Origin of the sequence: Shewanella sp. FJAT-51649 (assembly GCF_019457435.1) — a bacterium.
GTDB classification, from domain to species: domain Bacteria; phylum Pseudomonadota; class Gammaproteobacteria; order Enterobacterales; family Shewanellaceae; genus Shewanella; species Shewanella mangrovisoli.
This window is the reverse complement of the sequence record NZ_CP080411.1, coordinates 458,451-473,324: the sequence shown is the minus strand read 5'-3', so window position 1 is coordinate 473,324 and position 14,874 is coordinate 458,451. Positions and strand designations below refer to the sequence as shown.

The following is a 14,874-nucleotide window of genomic DNA, read 5'->3' as shown; positions in this document are numbered from 1 at the left end:
ATGAATGGTGTTTGCGGCATATTCCGCTTTAGCGAGTGCTAAAGTCGGGAACTTAAGCGCCACTCTTTAAACGGCGCAAACTTCGCTGCAACCGGCTATCTTCTTCCCGCACAGATAACATCACCTCTTCGATGTAACTTAGGTGTTCATTCGAGGCTTCTCTGGCGGCTTCAGGATCACGACGAACGATAGCAGCGAGCAGAGCACGTCTGTGATCGTTGGCCATAGTGGAGGCTTCTTCGCGGCGGCTTAAAAGCTCCAAGTTTTGCGCCACATTCTTATGCAGCACAGGGGTTAAACTGAGAACGAGATGCAACATAGCCACATTGTGTGACGCTTCGGCGACGGCGCGGTAGAAACGTACAATGGCAGCGGCTTGTTGTTCGATATTGGTGGCGGCTTCCACCTCAAGGATCATACGCTTGATATTCTGCATATCGGCGTCTGTGCCACGCAATGCGGCAAAATAGGCCATCATGCCTTCGGTAGCATGACGGAATTCCAGCAAGTCGTATTGGCTTTCTGGATCGGCAGTCATTAATTCAACGATAGGATCGGCAAGGCTCTGCCAGAGTTGTTCTTTGACATAAGTACCGCCGCCTTGACGGCGCATTAATAGCCCTTTCGCCTCAAGCTTTTGAATGGCTTCACGCAGTGAAGGGCGAGACACTTCAAACTGGATGGCCAGTTCGCGCTCCGGCGGTAATTTCTGACCCGGCTGTAAACTGCCTTCGAGGATCATCTGCTCGAGTTGCGCCATGATCACATCAGAAATTTTTGGCTGATTAATTTTACTATAGGCCATTAGGCGCTCAGCTCCGTTGTAAATTGGTCTTACCAATTTTTATGAGTGAGCGCACTTTATCAAATCACACTTTTGATGTCTAGATTGAAAATCGACCTTAAAAGGTGATCCCATTCAAAACCGCTCACGATGTGAGAGCATAGCCTAAAAATGTCACTATGGGGTCAGACCATTTGACATAAGTAAATGAATGCCAAATAAGCCTCTGAGTAAAAGGCATTTTCACCGAAAATAACCCCAAAAGACAGTGGCGAAATGGCATTCTGTGACGTAGCAGAAATGTCGGTTTAAATGCCCTAAAAACAAAAAAGGAATTGGCGAATCACCTTCACCCATTCCTTCTATAAAAAGTATCGAGGCGACTACGGCTTAAGTCACTAGGCCAAAAATGGTCAATAACGACAGCACAGCAACCATCAGCGTAAAGTTGCGTTTACTTAAGACTAATAATGCTAAGGTCGATTGTACACAAACTGGTGCACTCGACTCCTCAGGCAGTGGCTGGGAGGCTAACGCCGTTTCTGTCACCACTCGTCTCGCACTCGCATGGATATTTAAAGCATGATCACGCCACGCCGATAGCCCTTCACTAAACTGACCGCTGAGCGCATAGCCAAAGGAAAATACCCGGCTTGGGATCCAATCCAGCACAAACATAATATCTTCGATAAGCGGTAGGTTAAGGGATTTACGCACATTCTCTTCGGCATAAAAACGCGCGGTGCAATATAAGACAGCGCCAACCGGGCCTAGGAAGATAAAACATAATGCCACTGCGCCGTAATAACGATAGTTAATCCAAGCAACACTCTGCCCAACTTTGGCGCCTAAATCTTTTTCAGACACAGCATCTAAACACTCACTGCAATCTAATTCGGCGGCATAATGGTAACAGGCTTGCACGTCGGAGCGACACGCCGCCTGCATATACTTTTTAAAGCTATCGCGCTGTTTTTGATGATTAAAGCAAATAATTGCCACCACCACCCACAGGGCAAGGGTTAATAACCCCCAAAACATGCCAGACGCAACCCAACCCAAAACATGCACGACCAAGGCTGGCAACACTAAGGCGAGCAACATACTGGTATTGGTTAACGAGGCTTTGTCACCAAAGAAAGTGGATTGATAGGACTGCAGAACGCGATCACTCTGCCACGAAGCGGGAAGGAACTTTAATCGTTCCACAAGAATGGCGACCAGTAATGAAAATAATGCCATCGGTAATACTCCTTGTAAAAAAGCCGGAAACGCGCAGGGTGATGAGAAAAATACCTCCCCTTCGCTTACTCCTCTTTGCTTCTAGCCTAACGCGGTTAAATACCTTTCCCAGTCGAAGCTTGGGCCTGGATCCGTCTTGCGCATCGGTGCAATGTCACTATGCCCCACAATCCGCTGTGCTGTTAATGCGGGATACTGCGCTAATAAGGCCCGAGTCAACTCTGTGAGCTGCTGATATTGGGCCGCAGTATAGGGCTCAGTATCTGTGCCTTCAAGCTCGATACCGATAGAGAAATCATTACAATTTTCCCTTTCGCCATAACGAGATACGCCTGCGTGCCAAGCTCTATCTTCGCAACTGACATACTGCACACATTCACCATCGCGGCGAATTAAAAAATGTGCTGACACTTGTAGCCCCGCTAAATCGGCGAAACTTTCATCGGCCTCAGTATCTAAACACCCTTGAAATAATTGATCAATATAGGGAAGTCCAAAGCATCCCGCTGGCAGGCTGATATTATGGATCACCAACAGGCTAATTTCCCCAAATGGGCGACGGTTAAAATGCGGTGACTCACAGCGTCGAGCCGAGGAAAACCATCCGGCATCAAAGCGCATAAGCTCTTCCTATATTACAGGCATAATGCCACTACTCTAACAGCATTAAGTGACTGAATATATGCAATTCAATGACAAAGGTGAAATAACCCGCCACGTCCCAAACCATCATCAGTTAGCAGGATAATCACAATCGGCACACTCCCTGTGACTTTTTATCACCCGCACTAGGTGGTAATCTTAGCCCTAAATGCAAGCAAGCAATTTCAAGCACGCCTCCTATGGCATGCAAGAATGCAAGGACCCAATCATGCTAGAGAACGATATTCGCCACGCCGTAAAAACCGCACTCAATGAAGACCTTGGTGGAACTGAGATCAACGAGCACAGCAAAGCCATTGCCTACGGCGATATTACCGCCCAACTTATTCCTGCTGATAAATATGCCGAAGCGACCTTAATTACCCGCGAAGAAGGTGTTTTTTGTGGAAAAGCTTGGGCCGAACAAGTCTTCAATCAATTAGGTGGCGAAGTCGCACTGCACTGGCATGTTGATGATGGCGATCTGGTGCTACCAAACCAAGTGTTATGTGAACTATCAGGCCCTGCCCGCACTATCCTTACGGGCGAGCGTACTGCGATGAACTTTATACAGACCTTGTCAGGAGTGGCGACGCTGACAAAACATTATGTGGATAAGTTAGCGGGCACTCACACACGCTTACTCGATACTCGCAAAACCATCCCAGGGCTACGCACGGCTCAAAAATACGCAGTCACCTGTGGCGGTGGTAAAAACCATCGAATTGGTTTGTTTGATGCCTTCTTAATTAAAGAAAACCACATAATGGCCTGCGGTGGCATTCGCCAAGCGGTGGATGCTGCGCGCAGCTTGCACCCAAATAAACCCGTAGAAGTTGAAGTCGAATCCTTAGAAGAGCTCGCATTAGCGCTAGATTCAGGCACAGACATCATTATGCTAGATAACTTTGACATCACCATGATGGTTGAAGCTGTTGAGCTGAATAATCAATACAAAGCGAAAGGTAGCGGCGCCAAGCTGGAAGTCTCAGGCAATGTCACCTTAGATACCTTAGCTGAATTTGCCAAAACCGGGGTTGACTATATCTCCGTCGGCGCACTCACAAAGCACGTTCGCGCCCTCGACCTCTCACTCAGACTCAAGTCATAGTCTTATTAGAGCCAAGCTTGGGCTATCAAAAGCCCTTTGATCCACTAGATATTCAACTTTGAGTCATCCAACCAAAAGCGGCTTAACACTAAGCCGCTTTTATCTACCAGCTTTGCCTGCGTTTTTTAGCTGCTCTTTCCAAATTTTGTTCACAGCCCTCTCGCATTTATCGTTTTTTCTCAATATATAAAATGGCATATTGCTATAACTGTTCCGTTTCACTCATTTTTAAACACAAAAAATGCCGGCATTTGTAATGATAAATTGCTCACTGTGGATAACGAGCTAGCCACTTTCGCTATTAATTCATATATACTGGCTAAAATAGCTTCGATATTACGCTAAATTATAAACAATAAAGACAAAGTGTTAGTCTTAGACTTTTCAAAAACTGGGCGCAGACACAACAAAATAAAAATTTAAGCAATTGATTTAAAGCCATTAGTACCATCAAAATGCCTTTTTGATGATTGGAGAGTATTACGAACTAATGCGTCTATCTTCAAATTTCACCCAACTCAATTATCACTAAAATCACGTCACAGTTTTGACACAAAGTTAAATAACGCCAACATTTGTATCGCTGTCAATTTTTTGTTAGAACGCAATACGTTTTAATGTCAACTTTTTAGACAAAATAATCATTTTATTAGTGTTTTTCACCAAAAAGCAGTTCCCTTTTTTTTAACTTTGTACTAACTTTTACTGAAGTGGAAATAGCGGCATGCTAGACACACTAAAGACATGGAATTTTTGTATCTCACTCACTGTATGAAGGGATACAAAAAGACAGCAAAGGATTGGCGCAAGGGATATGTAAGGTGCTTATTCATTACACATAGCTTCTTGCCAAAAGAGTTAAGTATAGCGAGTTAGGTATAGCGTCTGTAACAGGTGAGATTGTTTTGGACAATTTCCCCTGATATGCGCAACCAATGTAATTTGATGCGGCTTGAGGCCTCAATAGCACTGAGGCCACATTAAAGAGCACGTTGAAAGATGCAAAATGTTTGACGACACAACAGACGATGACCTATACAAGATGGTATGTTGGTAAATTGTTACAGTTTGAATCGATTTATCAGCCAATATAGTATAGGCTTAACGGTTGTAAGCAATGTCCGCTGCGACTAAAGCTAAAAAGTAAAACAGATAAGTAAAAGTGATTGTAAAATAAACATTTTTACTTATCATCGGGTGACTACAAGTTAACTTGTTAATTAATACTGCGTAAGCTGGAGAAAGAAATGAAAGCAATGAATAAAGGTTTAAACAAGCAAGCTCAGGGTTTCACCTTGATCGAGTTAATGATTGTAGTTGCCATTATCGGTATTTTGGCTGCTGTAGCATTACCTGCTTATCGTGAGTATGTTGCAACCTCCCACGGAGGTGCTGCAATGAAAGGACTTTCTGGCTATATTTCAAAGACTCAAGCATGCATACAAACAAATGTCGGTTGCACAAGTTTAAACGCGGAGCTAACTGCTGACACTAAGATTACACCTACACCAGGTACTGTTGCCGAAGCAACAGGCGTTTCACTAGCTTACGATGATGGTACGTGTATTGTCACAGCTGCAATCTCAGGAGATGGTAGCTTAACATATACTGCATCTGCTAATGCTTCAGGAAAAGCGACAGCAGCTCAATGTCAAGAGGGTGCAGGTTTATAGCCTCTAAACATCGATTTGTGGTTGATATGGTTTTAGCACCGTATCAACCTTCTTTTTTGATTGAGTTTATCTAATGCCCACTACAGGCTTACATTTAGGTTTATCTACCCTATTTATCCGTAAAGGGCTGTTAAATGAAGAGCAGATGGCGAGTGCCATCACAAAATCCCGACAAAACAAACAAACCTTAGTCACGACCTTAGTGCAGACTAAGCTGATTTCTGCACGCTCTATTGCTGAGCTTTGTTATGAAGAGTATGGCACTCCGCTACTGGATTTAGCTGAATTTGATATTAGTGCCATTCCCGAAGAGTTTACGAATAAAAAACTCATAGAAAAACATCGCTGCTTACCGCTCTTTAAACGCGGTAATCGCCTCTATATAGCCACCTCAGATCCAACCAATATTGCCGCCCTCGAAGAGTTCCAATTTAGTGCTGGCCTGCATGCAGAAGCGATTTTGGTGGAAGAAGATAAGCTAGCCAAGGCCCTTGAAAAGATATTAGAAGAAGATATTACCGGGCTTGATTTAAGTGGTATGGATGAGGCGGCGCTCGCTGGTATCGAGATTACTGATACCGACAAGCGCCAAGATGAAAACGCTGGCGAAGCCAGTGATGATGCGCCAATCGTCATCTATATCAATAAGATTCTTACAGACGCCATTCGTAAAGGGGCATCAGACCTTCACTTTGAGCCCTATGAAAAACGTTATCGCATTCGTTTTCGTATCGACGGTATTTTGCATGAAGTCTCCGAACCGCCAATTAGCTTAGCTGGGCGTCTATCTGCTCGTTTGAAGGTTATGTCGAAACTCGATATTGCCGAGCGCCGCGTCCCTCAGGATGGTCGGATTAAGATGAAGCTTTCCCGCACTAAATCAATCGACTTTCGGGTAAGTACACTACCGACCCTTTGGGGCGAAAAAATTGTAATGCGGATCTTAGATTCCTCTTCCGCACAGCTAGGTATTGAAAAATTAGGATATGAACCCGATCAAGAAAAACTCTATCTTGAGATGCTGGCTAAACCCCAAGGGATGATCTTAGTCACAGGCCCAACAGGTTCGGGTAAAACGGTTTCGCTTTATACAGGCTTAAATATTCTCAATACTGCCGAGCGCAATATATCTACCGCCGAAGACCCGGTTGAAATAAACCTTGAAGGGGTCAACCAAGTTCATATTAATTTAAAAGCGGGTTTAACTTTTGCCTCAGCTCTACGCTCATTTTTGCGTCAAGACCCCGATGTAGTCATGGTGGGTGAGATCCGCGATCTTGAGACCGCAGAAATTGCCATTAAAGCCGCCCAAACTGGCCACTTAGTATTATCCACACTACACACAAACTCGGCCGCTGAAACCTTAACCCGTTTAATTAATATGGGTGTACCCGGTTATAATATCGCTAGTTCTGTGAATCTTATTATTGCTCAGCGACTTGCACGGCGACTTTGCACCGAATGCAAACAACCCGAACAGATCCCCGAACATGAGTTACAACGTTTAGGCTTTACCGATGAGCAAATCGCTCAAGGGTTTACCACCTACAAGCCTGTAGGTTGTGAACATTGTTCTGGCGGCTACAAAGGACGGGTCGGTATTTACGAAGTGATGAAAATGTCCGATGAAATTGCTCGCACTATTATGGAAGGGGGCAATTCATTACAGATAGCAGATCAAGCTAAGGCTCAAGGCATGCGAGACCTGCGGCAATCAGGCCTTCTAAAAGTACTTCAAGGGGTAACTAGCATTGCGGAAGTCAATAGGGTGACGAGCTTTTAAAATCTACTCATCTATGACGCATAAACTGCTCGATAGTTTATATTTAGTCGCTTTGGTTCCATTTTTTGTACTAACCTAGTACCAATAAAGCTTTAATTAATCACGCCTAACAGGGATTATCTATGGCTACGGCAACTACTGTAAAAAAGCCTCGTGCCAAAAAGAGCGAGCAAAAAAGCCAACCCAAAATATACACTTTCGAATGGAAGGGCATAAACCGTGATGGCCAAAAAACGAGCGGTGAGCTAAGGGGTGCTTCTGTCGCGGAAATCCGTAGCCAACTCAAATCCCAAGGTGTAAATCCTAAAACAGTCCGCAAGCAATCAGCAGCCCTATTTAAGCTAGGTGACGCAAAAATTAGTCCAATGGATATTGCCATGATTACACGGCAAATTGCGACAATGCTTGCTGCGGGCGTCCCCTTAGTTACGACTATCGAGTTACTCGGTCGCGGTCATGAAAAAGCAAAAATGCGTGAGTTACTCGGCTCCATTCTTTCTGAAATCCAATCAGGTATCCCTCTCTCAGATTCACTTCGCCCCCATAGGCGCTATTTCGATGATCTCTATGTTGACTTAGTGGCTGCGGGTGAGCACTCAGGCTCTTTGGATGTAGTATTCGATCGTATAGCTACTTACCGTGAAAAGTCTGAAGCATTGAAATCTAAGATAAAAAAAGCCATGTTTTATCCAGCTGCAGTTGTTGTTGTTGCAGTTTTAGTCACGACGCTATTGTTACTCTTTGTTGTACCGCAGTTTGAAGAGATTTTTAAAGGATTTGGCGCGGAATTACCCGCTTTTACTCAGTTGGTTCTTCATATATCCAGAGGCTTACAATCCTCTTGGTATATTTTTTTGGGAGCTATCGTAGCTGGAGTATTTTTATTTGTTCGCGCCCATAGAAATTCACAAATGGTTCGAGATCGAGTGGATGAAGCGATATTAAAAATTCCTGCCATTGGACCTATTTTGCATAAAGGTGCTATGGCGCGTTTTGCTCGAACCTTGGCCACAACTTTTGCCGCAGGGGTTCCGTTAATCGATGGTTTAGAATCTGCGGCTGGAGCTTCAGGAAACGCTGTATACAGAAAAGCCATTTTGAAAATCCGTCAAGAGGTGATGGCAGGGATGCAAATGAATGTCGCCATGCGTACCACAGGGCTTTTCCCCGATATGTTGATCCAAATGGTAATGATTGGTGAAGAGTCAGGTTCACTCGATAATATGTTAAACAAAGTGGCGCATATTTATGAGATGCAGGTCGATGATGCGGTTGATGGCTTATCAAGCCTTATCGAGCCCATTATGATGGTAGTTATTGGCACAGTTGTCGGCGGCCTCATTGTCGCTATGTATTTACCAATCTTCCAAATGGGTAAAGTTGTAAGTGGTTAAGCCATTGTAGAACCAATGTTTCCCAATATTGAAACTTTACTTTTAATAATAACAAGTAACAATGATGACTGACTTTATATCCCTTTTAGGCCACTCTCTTGCTCAGAGTCCTTGGCTGTTTATTACGTTAAGTTTTGTGTTTGCCGCCACTATTGGCAGCTTCTTAAATGTCGTCATTCACCGCTTTCCGGTAATGATGAAGCGCGAATGGCAACAGGAGTGCAATCAATATCTACAGGAATATCATGCTGATGTTGTAAAGCAGATTGGCATAGAAAAGCTCAATAAGCCGATAGATACTTACCCTGATAAATACAATCTAGTGGTACCAGGTTCCGCCTGTCCTAAATGTAAGACCGCAATCAAGCCTTGGCATAATTTGCCGATTGTGGGCTGGTTAATGCTCAGGGGAAAATGCGCCGCCTGCAATACATCGATCTCCTCACGCTATCCGATTGTTGAGTTAGTAACAGGATTATTAGTTACAACACTCGCTTGGCATTTTGGTCCTAGCTGGCAATTTGTGTTTGCTGCTGTATTAACCTTTGTATTGATTGCATTAACGGGTATCGATCTGGATGAGATGCTACTGCCAGATCAGATGACCCTTCCACTCCTATGGCTAGGATTACTCATTAACCTCAACCATACCTTTACTACTCCAACCGATGCCGTTATAGGTGCTGCAGCGGGCTATTTGAGTCTCTGGTCGGTATTTTGGCTGTTTAAGCTACTCACAGGTAAAGAAGGTATGGGTTATGGCGACTTTAAACTGCTCGCCGTATTTGGTGCATGGCTAGGTTGGCAAATGCTCCCCCTAGTCATATTACTGTCCTCTTTAGTCGGCGCCCTTGTCGGCATCACGCTCATCGTACTCAAACGTAATCAGCTAGCGAACCCGATCCCCTTTGGGCCTTATATTGCCGCCGCTGGTTGGATAGCCCTGATCTGGGGGCAACCTATAGTCGATTGGTATCTAAGTACGCTATAAAAACACTGTCTGTATCTTTCTTCAGTGTTTAGCATTCAATATCGGTCAGAATAGTCCAAATTGATTAAGTGCCTTCTCTAGATGGGAATCTTATGTCCAAGTTTGTCGTAGGTCTAACGGGTGGTATTGGTAGCGGTAAAACTACCGTTGCCAATTTATTTGCCGAAGAAGGTGTCGATTTAGTCGATGCAGATGTAGTCGCTCGCGAGGTGGTCGCAAAAGGCTCAAAGGGGCTCGAAGCCATTATCGCTCACTTCGGCACTGAAATAGTAACCGAGGCTGGTGAGCTTGACCGAGCAAAGCTACGACAACGAGTATTTAGCGATGAACAAGCGCGCCAATGGTTGAATCAGTTACTCCACCCTCTGATCCGCCAAGAAATGTTGTCACAAGTCGAAAATGCAACCTCTGACTATGTAATTATGGTTGTCCCCTTGCTATTTGAGAACGGGTTAGATAGGTTAGTCAATCGGACTTTAGTGGTGGATATTTCGCCGGAGTTGCAAATCAGCCGTACCGTAAAACGGGACAATGTGGACGCCACTCAGGTAAATAACATCATTAATAGCCAATGTAGTCGCAGTGACAAGCTCGCCAGAGCCGACGACATTATTGATAATCAGGGAGAGATATCAACACTAAAACAAGAGGTGCAAGCATTGCACCAGCGCTATTTACAATTATCCGGTAATCACGACGCCCATGACTGACTTAGTTTATGAACAGCCTTTAAATGAGAAAATCCGTAGCTACTTGCGGCTCGAATATCTCAATAAACAGCTCTGTAATAACCTAAATCACGACCACCAACATAGATGTTTCTACCCTCTTTTCTCCCTGTGCGAATTATCGGAGCGTTGCGACTATCGCAATGAAGTCCTTAAAGATATCGAGCGCAATCTGCTACAACTAAGCAAATGGCAAGAGCTCGACCATGTTGATAGCGAACAGATTGAGTTTTACATTCAAGCATTAATGCAAGCCAGAGAGCCACTACAGCGTCCCGAGCGCTGCGGCAGCCAACTCAAACAAGACCGTTTTTTATCGGCTCTGCGACAGCGTTTTGGTATGCCTGGCGCCTGCTGTAACTTCGACCTTCCCCAGCTGCATTTTTGGCTCGCCAAACCTTGGGAAGAAAGACAGCAAGATTACCAAGCTTGGATTAGCCATTTTGATCCCCTTCTCACTCCCATCATGCTTTTGCTTCAGTTAACTCGTAGTACCGCCCATTTCGATAACGCCACCGCCCATGCTGGTTTTTACCAAGGTGATAGTGCTCAAGCGCTCTCGCTAGTTCGCGTCAAAGTCGATGCCGCCCACGGCTGCTACCCCACCATCAGTGGTCATCGCAATCGCTACGCCATCCACTTTGTGCAATTCGACCAGCAGCGCCACTCCGACCGCAGCATCGAATTCCTACTAGCGACCTGTGCCTGAAGCCTTTACACTAACGACCTCTAAGCTGCTGCCGAGTTAAAAGCCAATTTTGCCTACTAGGCATATTTGCGATACTCAGCGCTCCCCTTGTTATCTCAGTCGACTGCTAAGGAGAAGTCTATTATGCCGTTAACCGTCAACTGTCCAATTTGTAAAACCCCAGTAGAATGGGTTCCACAATCGGAATTCAAACCTTTTTGTAGCGAGCGCTGCAAGATGATTGACCTCGGCGATTGGGCCTCCGAAAAACATGCTATTCCGGTCAAATCTGAGTTTGACCTCGACGCGTTAGATGAACTCGGTTACGACGAAGAAAGCTTTTTCAAAGAGTAATACTCAATAATCAGCCCTTTATAAGCAGAATTTTATGACAAAACGCATTCATGTTGCCGTAGGCATTATCCTCAACCCTAACGGGCAAATCTTACTCGCTAAGCGCCCTGAGCATTTACATCAAGGCGGTAAGTGGGAATTTCCAGGAGGCAAAGTCGAACAGGGCGAAACCGTCACCCAAGCCTTAATTCGTGAGCTAAAAGAGGAAGTCGCGCTAGTCGTCAGCGCAAGCGAGCCTTTTATGGCGCTAAGCTACGATTATCCCGATAAACAAGTGTTACTCGATATTCACACTGTGAGTGAGTTTACGGGAGAAGCGCAAGGGCTTGAAGGGCAGCAGATTGCTTGGGTCAATAGACATGAGCTAAGCCATTACGACTTCCCCGAGGCCAATAAACCCATTCTCAGTAAATTATTGGCACAAACCGAGTAACAAAACCGCTATTTTGCAGGCAAGATTCAGGTTTTACATTAGCGTTACGTGATCTGGGTTGCAGCAAATTCATCCGCAACTTTTAGAAAGCGCAAATTAGTGTTTGAATGCAAACTCATTATTCTTCTTCGATTTCGAGGGCATATCATGCACAATAACGTCAAAGCATTACTCGCCACGACCGCGTTATTTTTTAGTTGCCAAGTACTAGCAAATGGCGGCTGTGGCTTTGAAGAGCAACAACAGGGCTTGATTGCCACCTGCAGCGAGGAGAAACAAGAAGTGATTTTAACCGGTGTAGTTGAAGCGCAACATTTAGTAAAAGATCTCAATGAGTTTGCTGAGGGCTACAAGAGCTATCAGGTGAATACCGCATCCTTAGCACCTCTTAAGAACATCGCTGAGCCAACCGAAATCGTAGTCATCATCGGCACTTGGTGCCCAGACTGCCATCGCGAAACCCCACGCTTTATTCGCATTATGGAAGAAGTGGCTAACCCCAATATCAAAGTGACTTATATTGGGGTTGATCGCAGCAAGCAAGATCCCGAAGGACTAGCGGCAAAATACGAATTCAAACGTATTCCCACCTTTATCGTGCTACAACAGGGTAAAGAAATTGGCCGCATCGTTGAACGTCCAACCGTTTCACTCGAAAAAGATTTAGTCGAGATTTTAAAGTAATCTCGAGTCGCTAAATAATAAAGGCCGCTAAGTGTACACTTGGCGGCCTTTATCTTTTTAAAATGGAGCTGAGGTTAAATCGCTTCTTCTAAAATTCGCTGTGCCAGCATCACTAACACGCCCTCACGCAGTGCGCCGCCCGATAGTGACAAATGTTCAATGCCCAAGAATTCAAAGAGCGCGAGTAAAATCGCCACTCCAGCGGCAAATGTCGGTGCGCGTTCGGCACTTAGGCCGATAATCCCCATAAGGCTGGCATGTTCTTCAGCAAGGATTTCCGCTTTAAGCTGATTCAGCACAGCTAAGGTAATGATTTCAGACTGCTTACGGTGCATTAAGACTTCGACCACAGATTGCACCGCGCCAGAAGCCCCCACCACACAGTGCCATCCTAAGTCTTTTAACCTTTGCCTATGTTCACCTAATACTTCCAACACTTCCTGCTTGGCATCGTCAAAATCGAGCTCTTGCAACGGGGCATTGTTAAAGAAGCGACGGTTAAAGGTCACGCTACCCATGGGTAAGCTGGTCTTAAACTGAACTTGGTGGCCATCACCGATAATAAACTCGGTACTGGCGCCACCAATATCGATCACTAAACGTCGACCTTGGCCGCAAGTAGTCGCCACCATACCTTGATAAATCAGCTCAGCTTCACGCATACCTGAGATAATCTCAATCGGATGACCCAAGAGCGGAATCGCCTTCTGATTAAACTCATCGGCATTATGGATACAGCGCAGTGTCGCAGTTGCAATCACAGCGACATGATTAGGATGGATTTTATGCAGCGCCAACATTTGGGCAAACATCGCTAGACAATCTAGGCCACGCTGCATCACTTCTGCGGTTAGATGACCATCTTCGCCAATGCCTTCGGCTAACCTTACTTTACGTTTGTATTTAGCAATAATCTGTGGTTGACCGCCTTTTGTCTTAGCGATCAGCATATTAAAGCTATTAGAGCCTAAAGTAATGGCGGCATAAGCGGGTGTTGGCATTTAAGGCTGTCTACGCGTCCTGTCATGGCGAGGTGGACGTCCACCACTACGATGGGCACCTTGTGGTCGCCCTGCACCTGAACGTTCGCGTAAATTACGTGATCCCGCAGGGTGCTTGCGATGAATTTTGACTGGCGGCGGAATATCTTCCAGCAATGCATCTCGGTCATAATTGCTCACAGGAATAGAGTGATTGATGTAGGTTTCAATCGCAGGCAAATTCAGAGCGTATTCTTCACAGGCAAAACTGACCGATACACCTTTATTACCCGCACGCCCAGTACGACCAATACGGTGGACGTAATCTTCACAATCATCAGGTAAATCATAATTGTAGACGTGAGAAACATCGGAGATATGCAGTCCGCGCGCGGCAACGTCGGTCGCGACCAGAATATCTAATTGGCCTTGGGTAAATTGCTCAAGAATGCGGATACGCTTCTTCTGCGGCACATCACCTGTCAGCAAGCCGACGCGATGGCCATCCCCTTCAAGCCAAGACCATAGGTTTTCACAGCTGTGCTTAGTGTTTGAAAAAACAATGGCCTTTTCTGGCCAATCTTCTTCAATCAGCGTCAGCAGCAAACGCATTTTGTCTTCTTGGGAGGGATAGAATATTTCTTCTTTGATGTTCTTGGAGGTTTTTTCTTCGGGGGCAATTTCGACTTTCACAGGATCATTCATATGATCGTAGGCGAGTTCTTGCACTTTCATCGAAAGTGTCGCCGAAAACAGCATATTCAGACGCTGATCGGCACTGGGCATACGTCGGAATAGGAAACGAATATCCTTGATAAAACCAAGGTCGAACATACGGTCGGCTTCATCTAGCACCACCGCTTGAATACCGCCGAGATTGATAATGCCTTGGCGCACGTAGTCGATAATCCGACCTGTGGTACCAATCAGAATATCTACACCTTGGTCGAGCGTCTTGCGCTGCACATCATAGCTTTCACCGCCATAGACAATGCCGACTTTTAAGTGGCTGTGTTTGGCGAGGAGAATTGCGTCTTTGGCGATTTGAATCGCCAGCTCACGGGTAGGAGCCATAATGATGGCGCGCGGCTGATTCAGCTGACGGTTCTCAGGGACTGGTGTCGACAATAAATGGTTAAATGTGGCAACCAAAAACGCCATTGTCTTACCCGTGCCCGTTTGGGCTTGGCCGGCGATATCTTTTGATTGAAGTAATACAGGTAATGATAACGCCTGGATCGGCGTACAAAATTCAAAGCCGTTTTCGGCAAGTGCCTGTTTAACCTCTGGATGCAGAGGAAGGTCGGCAAATTTTTGATTAGATAAATGTGTTTGGCTCATAGCGCAAGCATACCATTTGGGGTTGCAATAAGATACTCGATCGTTT

At 45.3% G+C, this 14,874-nt stretch carries 15 protein-coding genes; 10 read left to right on the top strand and 5 right to left on the bottom strand.

The annotated features are described in order from the left end of the window. Nucleotides 1–52: 52 nt before the first annotated feature. The 3 genes from pdhR to ampD form a co-directional block, all read right to left on the bottom strand. Nucleotides 53–805: a pyruvate dehydrogenase complex transcriptional repressor PdhR gene (gene pdhR, locus K0H59_RS02180; RefSeq protein WP_011070781.1), complete on the bottom strand. Its 753-nt coding sequence runs from the start codon at nucleotides 803–805 to the stop codon at nucleotides 53–55. Between the two features lie 369 nt (nucleotides 806–1,174). Beyond that, nucleotides 1,175–2,026, bottom strand: coding sequence for a beta-lactamase regulator AmpE (gene ampE / locus K0H59_RS02175; RefSeq protein ID WP_220054515.1), 852 nt, complete (start codon nucleotides 2,024–2,026; stop codon nucleotides 1,175–1,177). A gap of 81 nt (nucleotides 2,027–2,107) precedes the next feature. Then, complete coding sequence (ampD, locus tag K0H59_RS02170) at nucleotides 2,108–2,647, bottom strand: 1,6-anhydro-N-acetylmuramyl-L-alanine amidase AmpD (RefSeq protein WP_088211908.1); 540 nt, start codon at nucleotides 2,645–2,647, stop codon at nucleotides 2,108–2,110. A 250-nt stretch (nucleotides 2,648–2,897) separates the two neighbouring features. Between ampD and nadC the strand changes: the two genes are divergently transcribed. The 10 genes from nadC to K0H59_RS02120 all read left to right on the top strand — a co-directional run bounded on the left by nadC (nucleotide 2,898) and on the right by K0H59_RS02120 (nucleotide 12,507). Then, entirely contained in the window at nucleotides 2,898–3,779 is an 882-nt protein-coding gene (gene nadC, locus K0H59_RS02165; protein WP_088211949.1) for a carboxylating nicotinate-nucleotide diphosphorylase, read from the top strand. Nucleotides 3,780–5,026: 1,247 nt separating this feature from the next. Next, the gene (locus K0H59_RS02160) at nucleotides 5,027–5,452 is read left to right on the top strand and encodes a prepilin-type N-terminal cleavage/methylation domain-containing protein (protein ID WP_088211909.1); all 426 of its coding nucleotides are present in this window, start codon (nucleotides 5,027–5,029) and stop codon (nucleotides 5,450–5,452) included. Nucleotides 5,453–5,525: 73 nt separating this feature from the next. Next, a complete protein-coding gene (gene pilB / locus K0H59_RS02155; protein WP_088211910.1) occupies nucleotides 5,526–7,235 on the top strand; it encodes a type IV-A pilus assembly ATPase PilB in 1,710 nt (569 codons plus the stop codon). A gap of 122 nt (nucleotides 7,236–7,357) precedes the next feature. Next, a complete protein-coding gene (locus K0H59_RS02150) occupies nucleotides 7,358–8,629 on the top strand; it encodes a type II secretion system F family protein (RefSeq protein WP_088211911.1) in 1,272 nt (423 codons plus the stop codon). 64 nt (nucleotides 8,630–8,693) lie between these two features. Then, nucleotides 8,694–9,620, top strand: a complete 927-nt coding sequence (locus K0H59_RS02145; RefSeq protein ID WP_220054514.1) for an A24 family peptidase — start codon at nucleotides 8,694–8,696, stop codon at nucleotides 9,618–9,620. A gap of 92 nt (nucleotides 9,621–9,712) precedes the next feature. Then, nucleotides 9,713–10,330, top strand: a complete 618-nt coding sequence (coaE, locus tag K0H59_RS02140; protein WP_220054513.1) for a dephospho-CoA kinase — start codon at nucleotides 9,713–9,715, stop codon at nucleotides 10,328–10,330. Continuing rightward, nucleotides 10,323–11,057: a cell division protein ZapD gene (gene zapD, locus K0H59_RS02135; RefSeq protein ID WP_220054512.1), complete on the top strand. Its 735-nt coding sequence runs from the start codon at nucleotides 10,323–10,325 to the stop codon at nucleotides 11,055–11,057. Before coaE ends, zapD begins: the two co-directional genes overlap by 8 nt. A 123-nt stretch (nucleotides 11,058–11,180) precedes the next feature. Next, complete coding sequence (gene yacG, locus K0H59_RS02130) at nucleotides 11,181–11,390, top strand: DNA gyrase inhibitor YacG (protein WP_011621218.1); 210 nt, start codon at nucleotides 11,181–11,183, stop codon at nucleotides 11,388–11,390. Nucleotides 11,391–11,424: 34 nt separating this feature from the next. Continuing rightward, nucleotides 11,425–11,823 carry an 8-oxo-dGTP diphosphatase MutT gene (gene mutT, locus K0H59_RS02125; RefSeq protein WP_220054511.1) on the top strand — a complete coding sequence of 133 codons (399 nt, stop codon included), beginning with the start codon at nucleotides 11,425–11,427 and terminating at the stop codon, nucleotides 11,821–11,823. A gap of 147 nt (nucleotides 11,824–11,970) precedes the next feature. Beyond that, complete coding sequence (locus K0H59_RS02120; RefSeq protein ID WP_220054510.1) at nucleotides 11,971–12,507, top strand: thioredoxin family protein; 537 nt, start codon at nucleotides 11,971–11,973, stop codon at nucleotides 12,505–12,507. 74 nt (nucleotides 12,508–12,581) lie between these two features. Here the strand turns inward: K0H59_RS02120 and K0H59_RS02115 are convergent, their stop codons facing one another. Both K0H59_RS02115 and rhlB read right to left on the bottom strand, forming a co-directional pair. Beyond that, a complete protein-coding gene (locus K0H59_RS02115; protein ID WP_089068632.1) occupies nucleotides 12,582–13,508 on the bottom strand; it encodes an exopolyphosphatase in 927 nt (308 codons plus the stop codon). Then, a complete protein-coding gene (gene rhlB, locus K0H59_RS02110) occupies nucleotides 13,509–14,828 on the bottom strand; it encodes an ATP-dependent RNA helicase RhlB (RefSeq protein ID WP_220054509.1) in 1,320 nt (439 codons plus the stop codon). Between the last annotated feature and the right edge of the window lie 46 nt (nucleotides 14,829–14,874).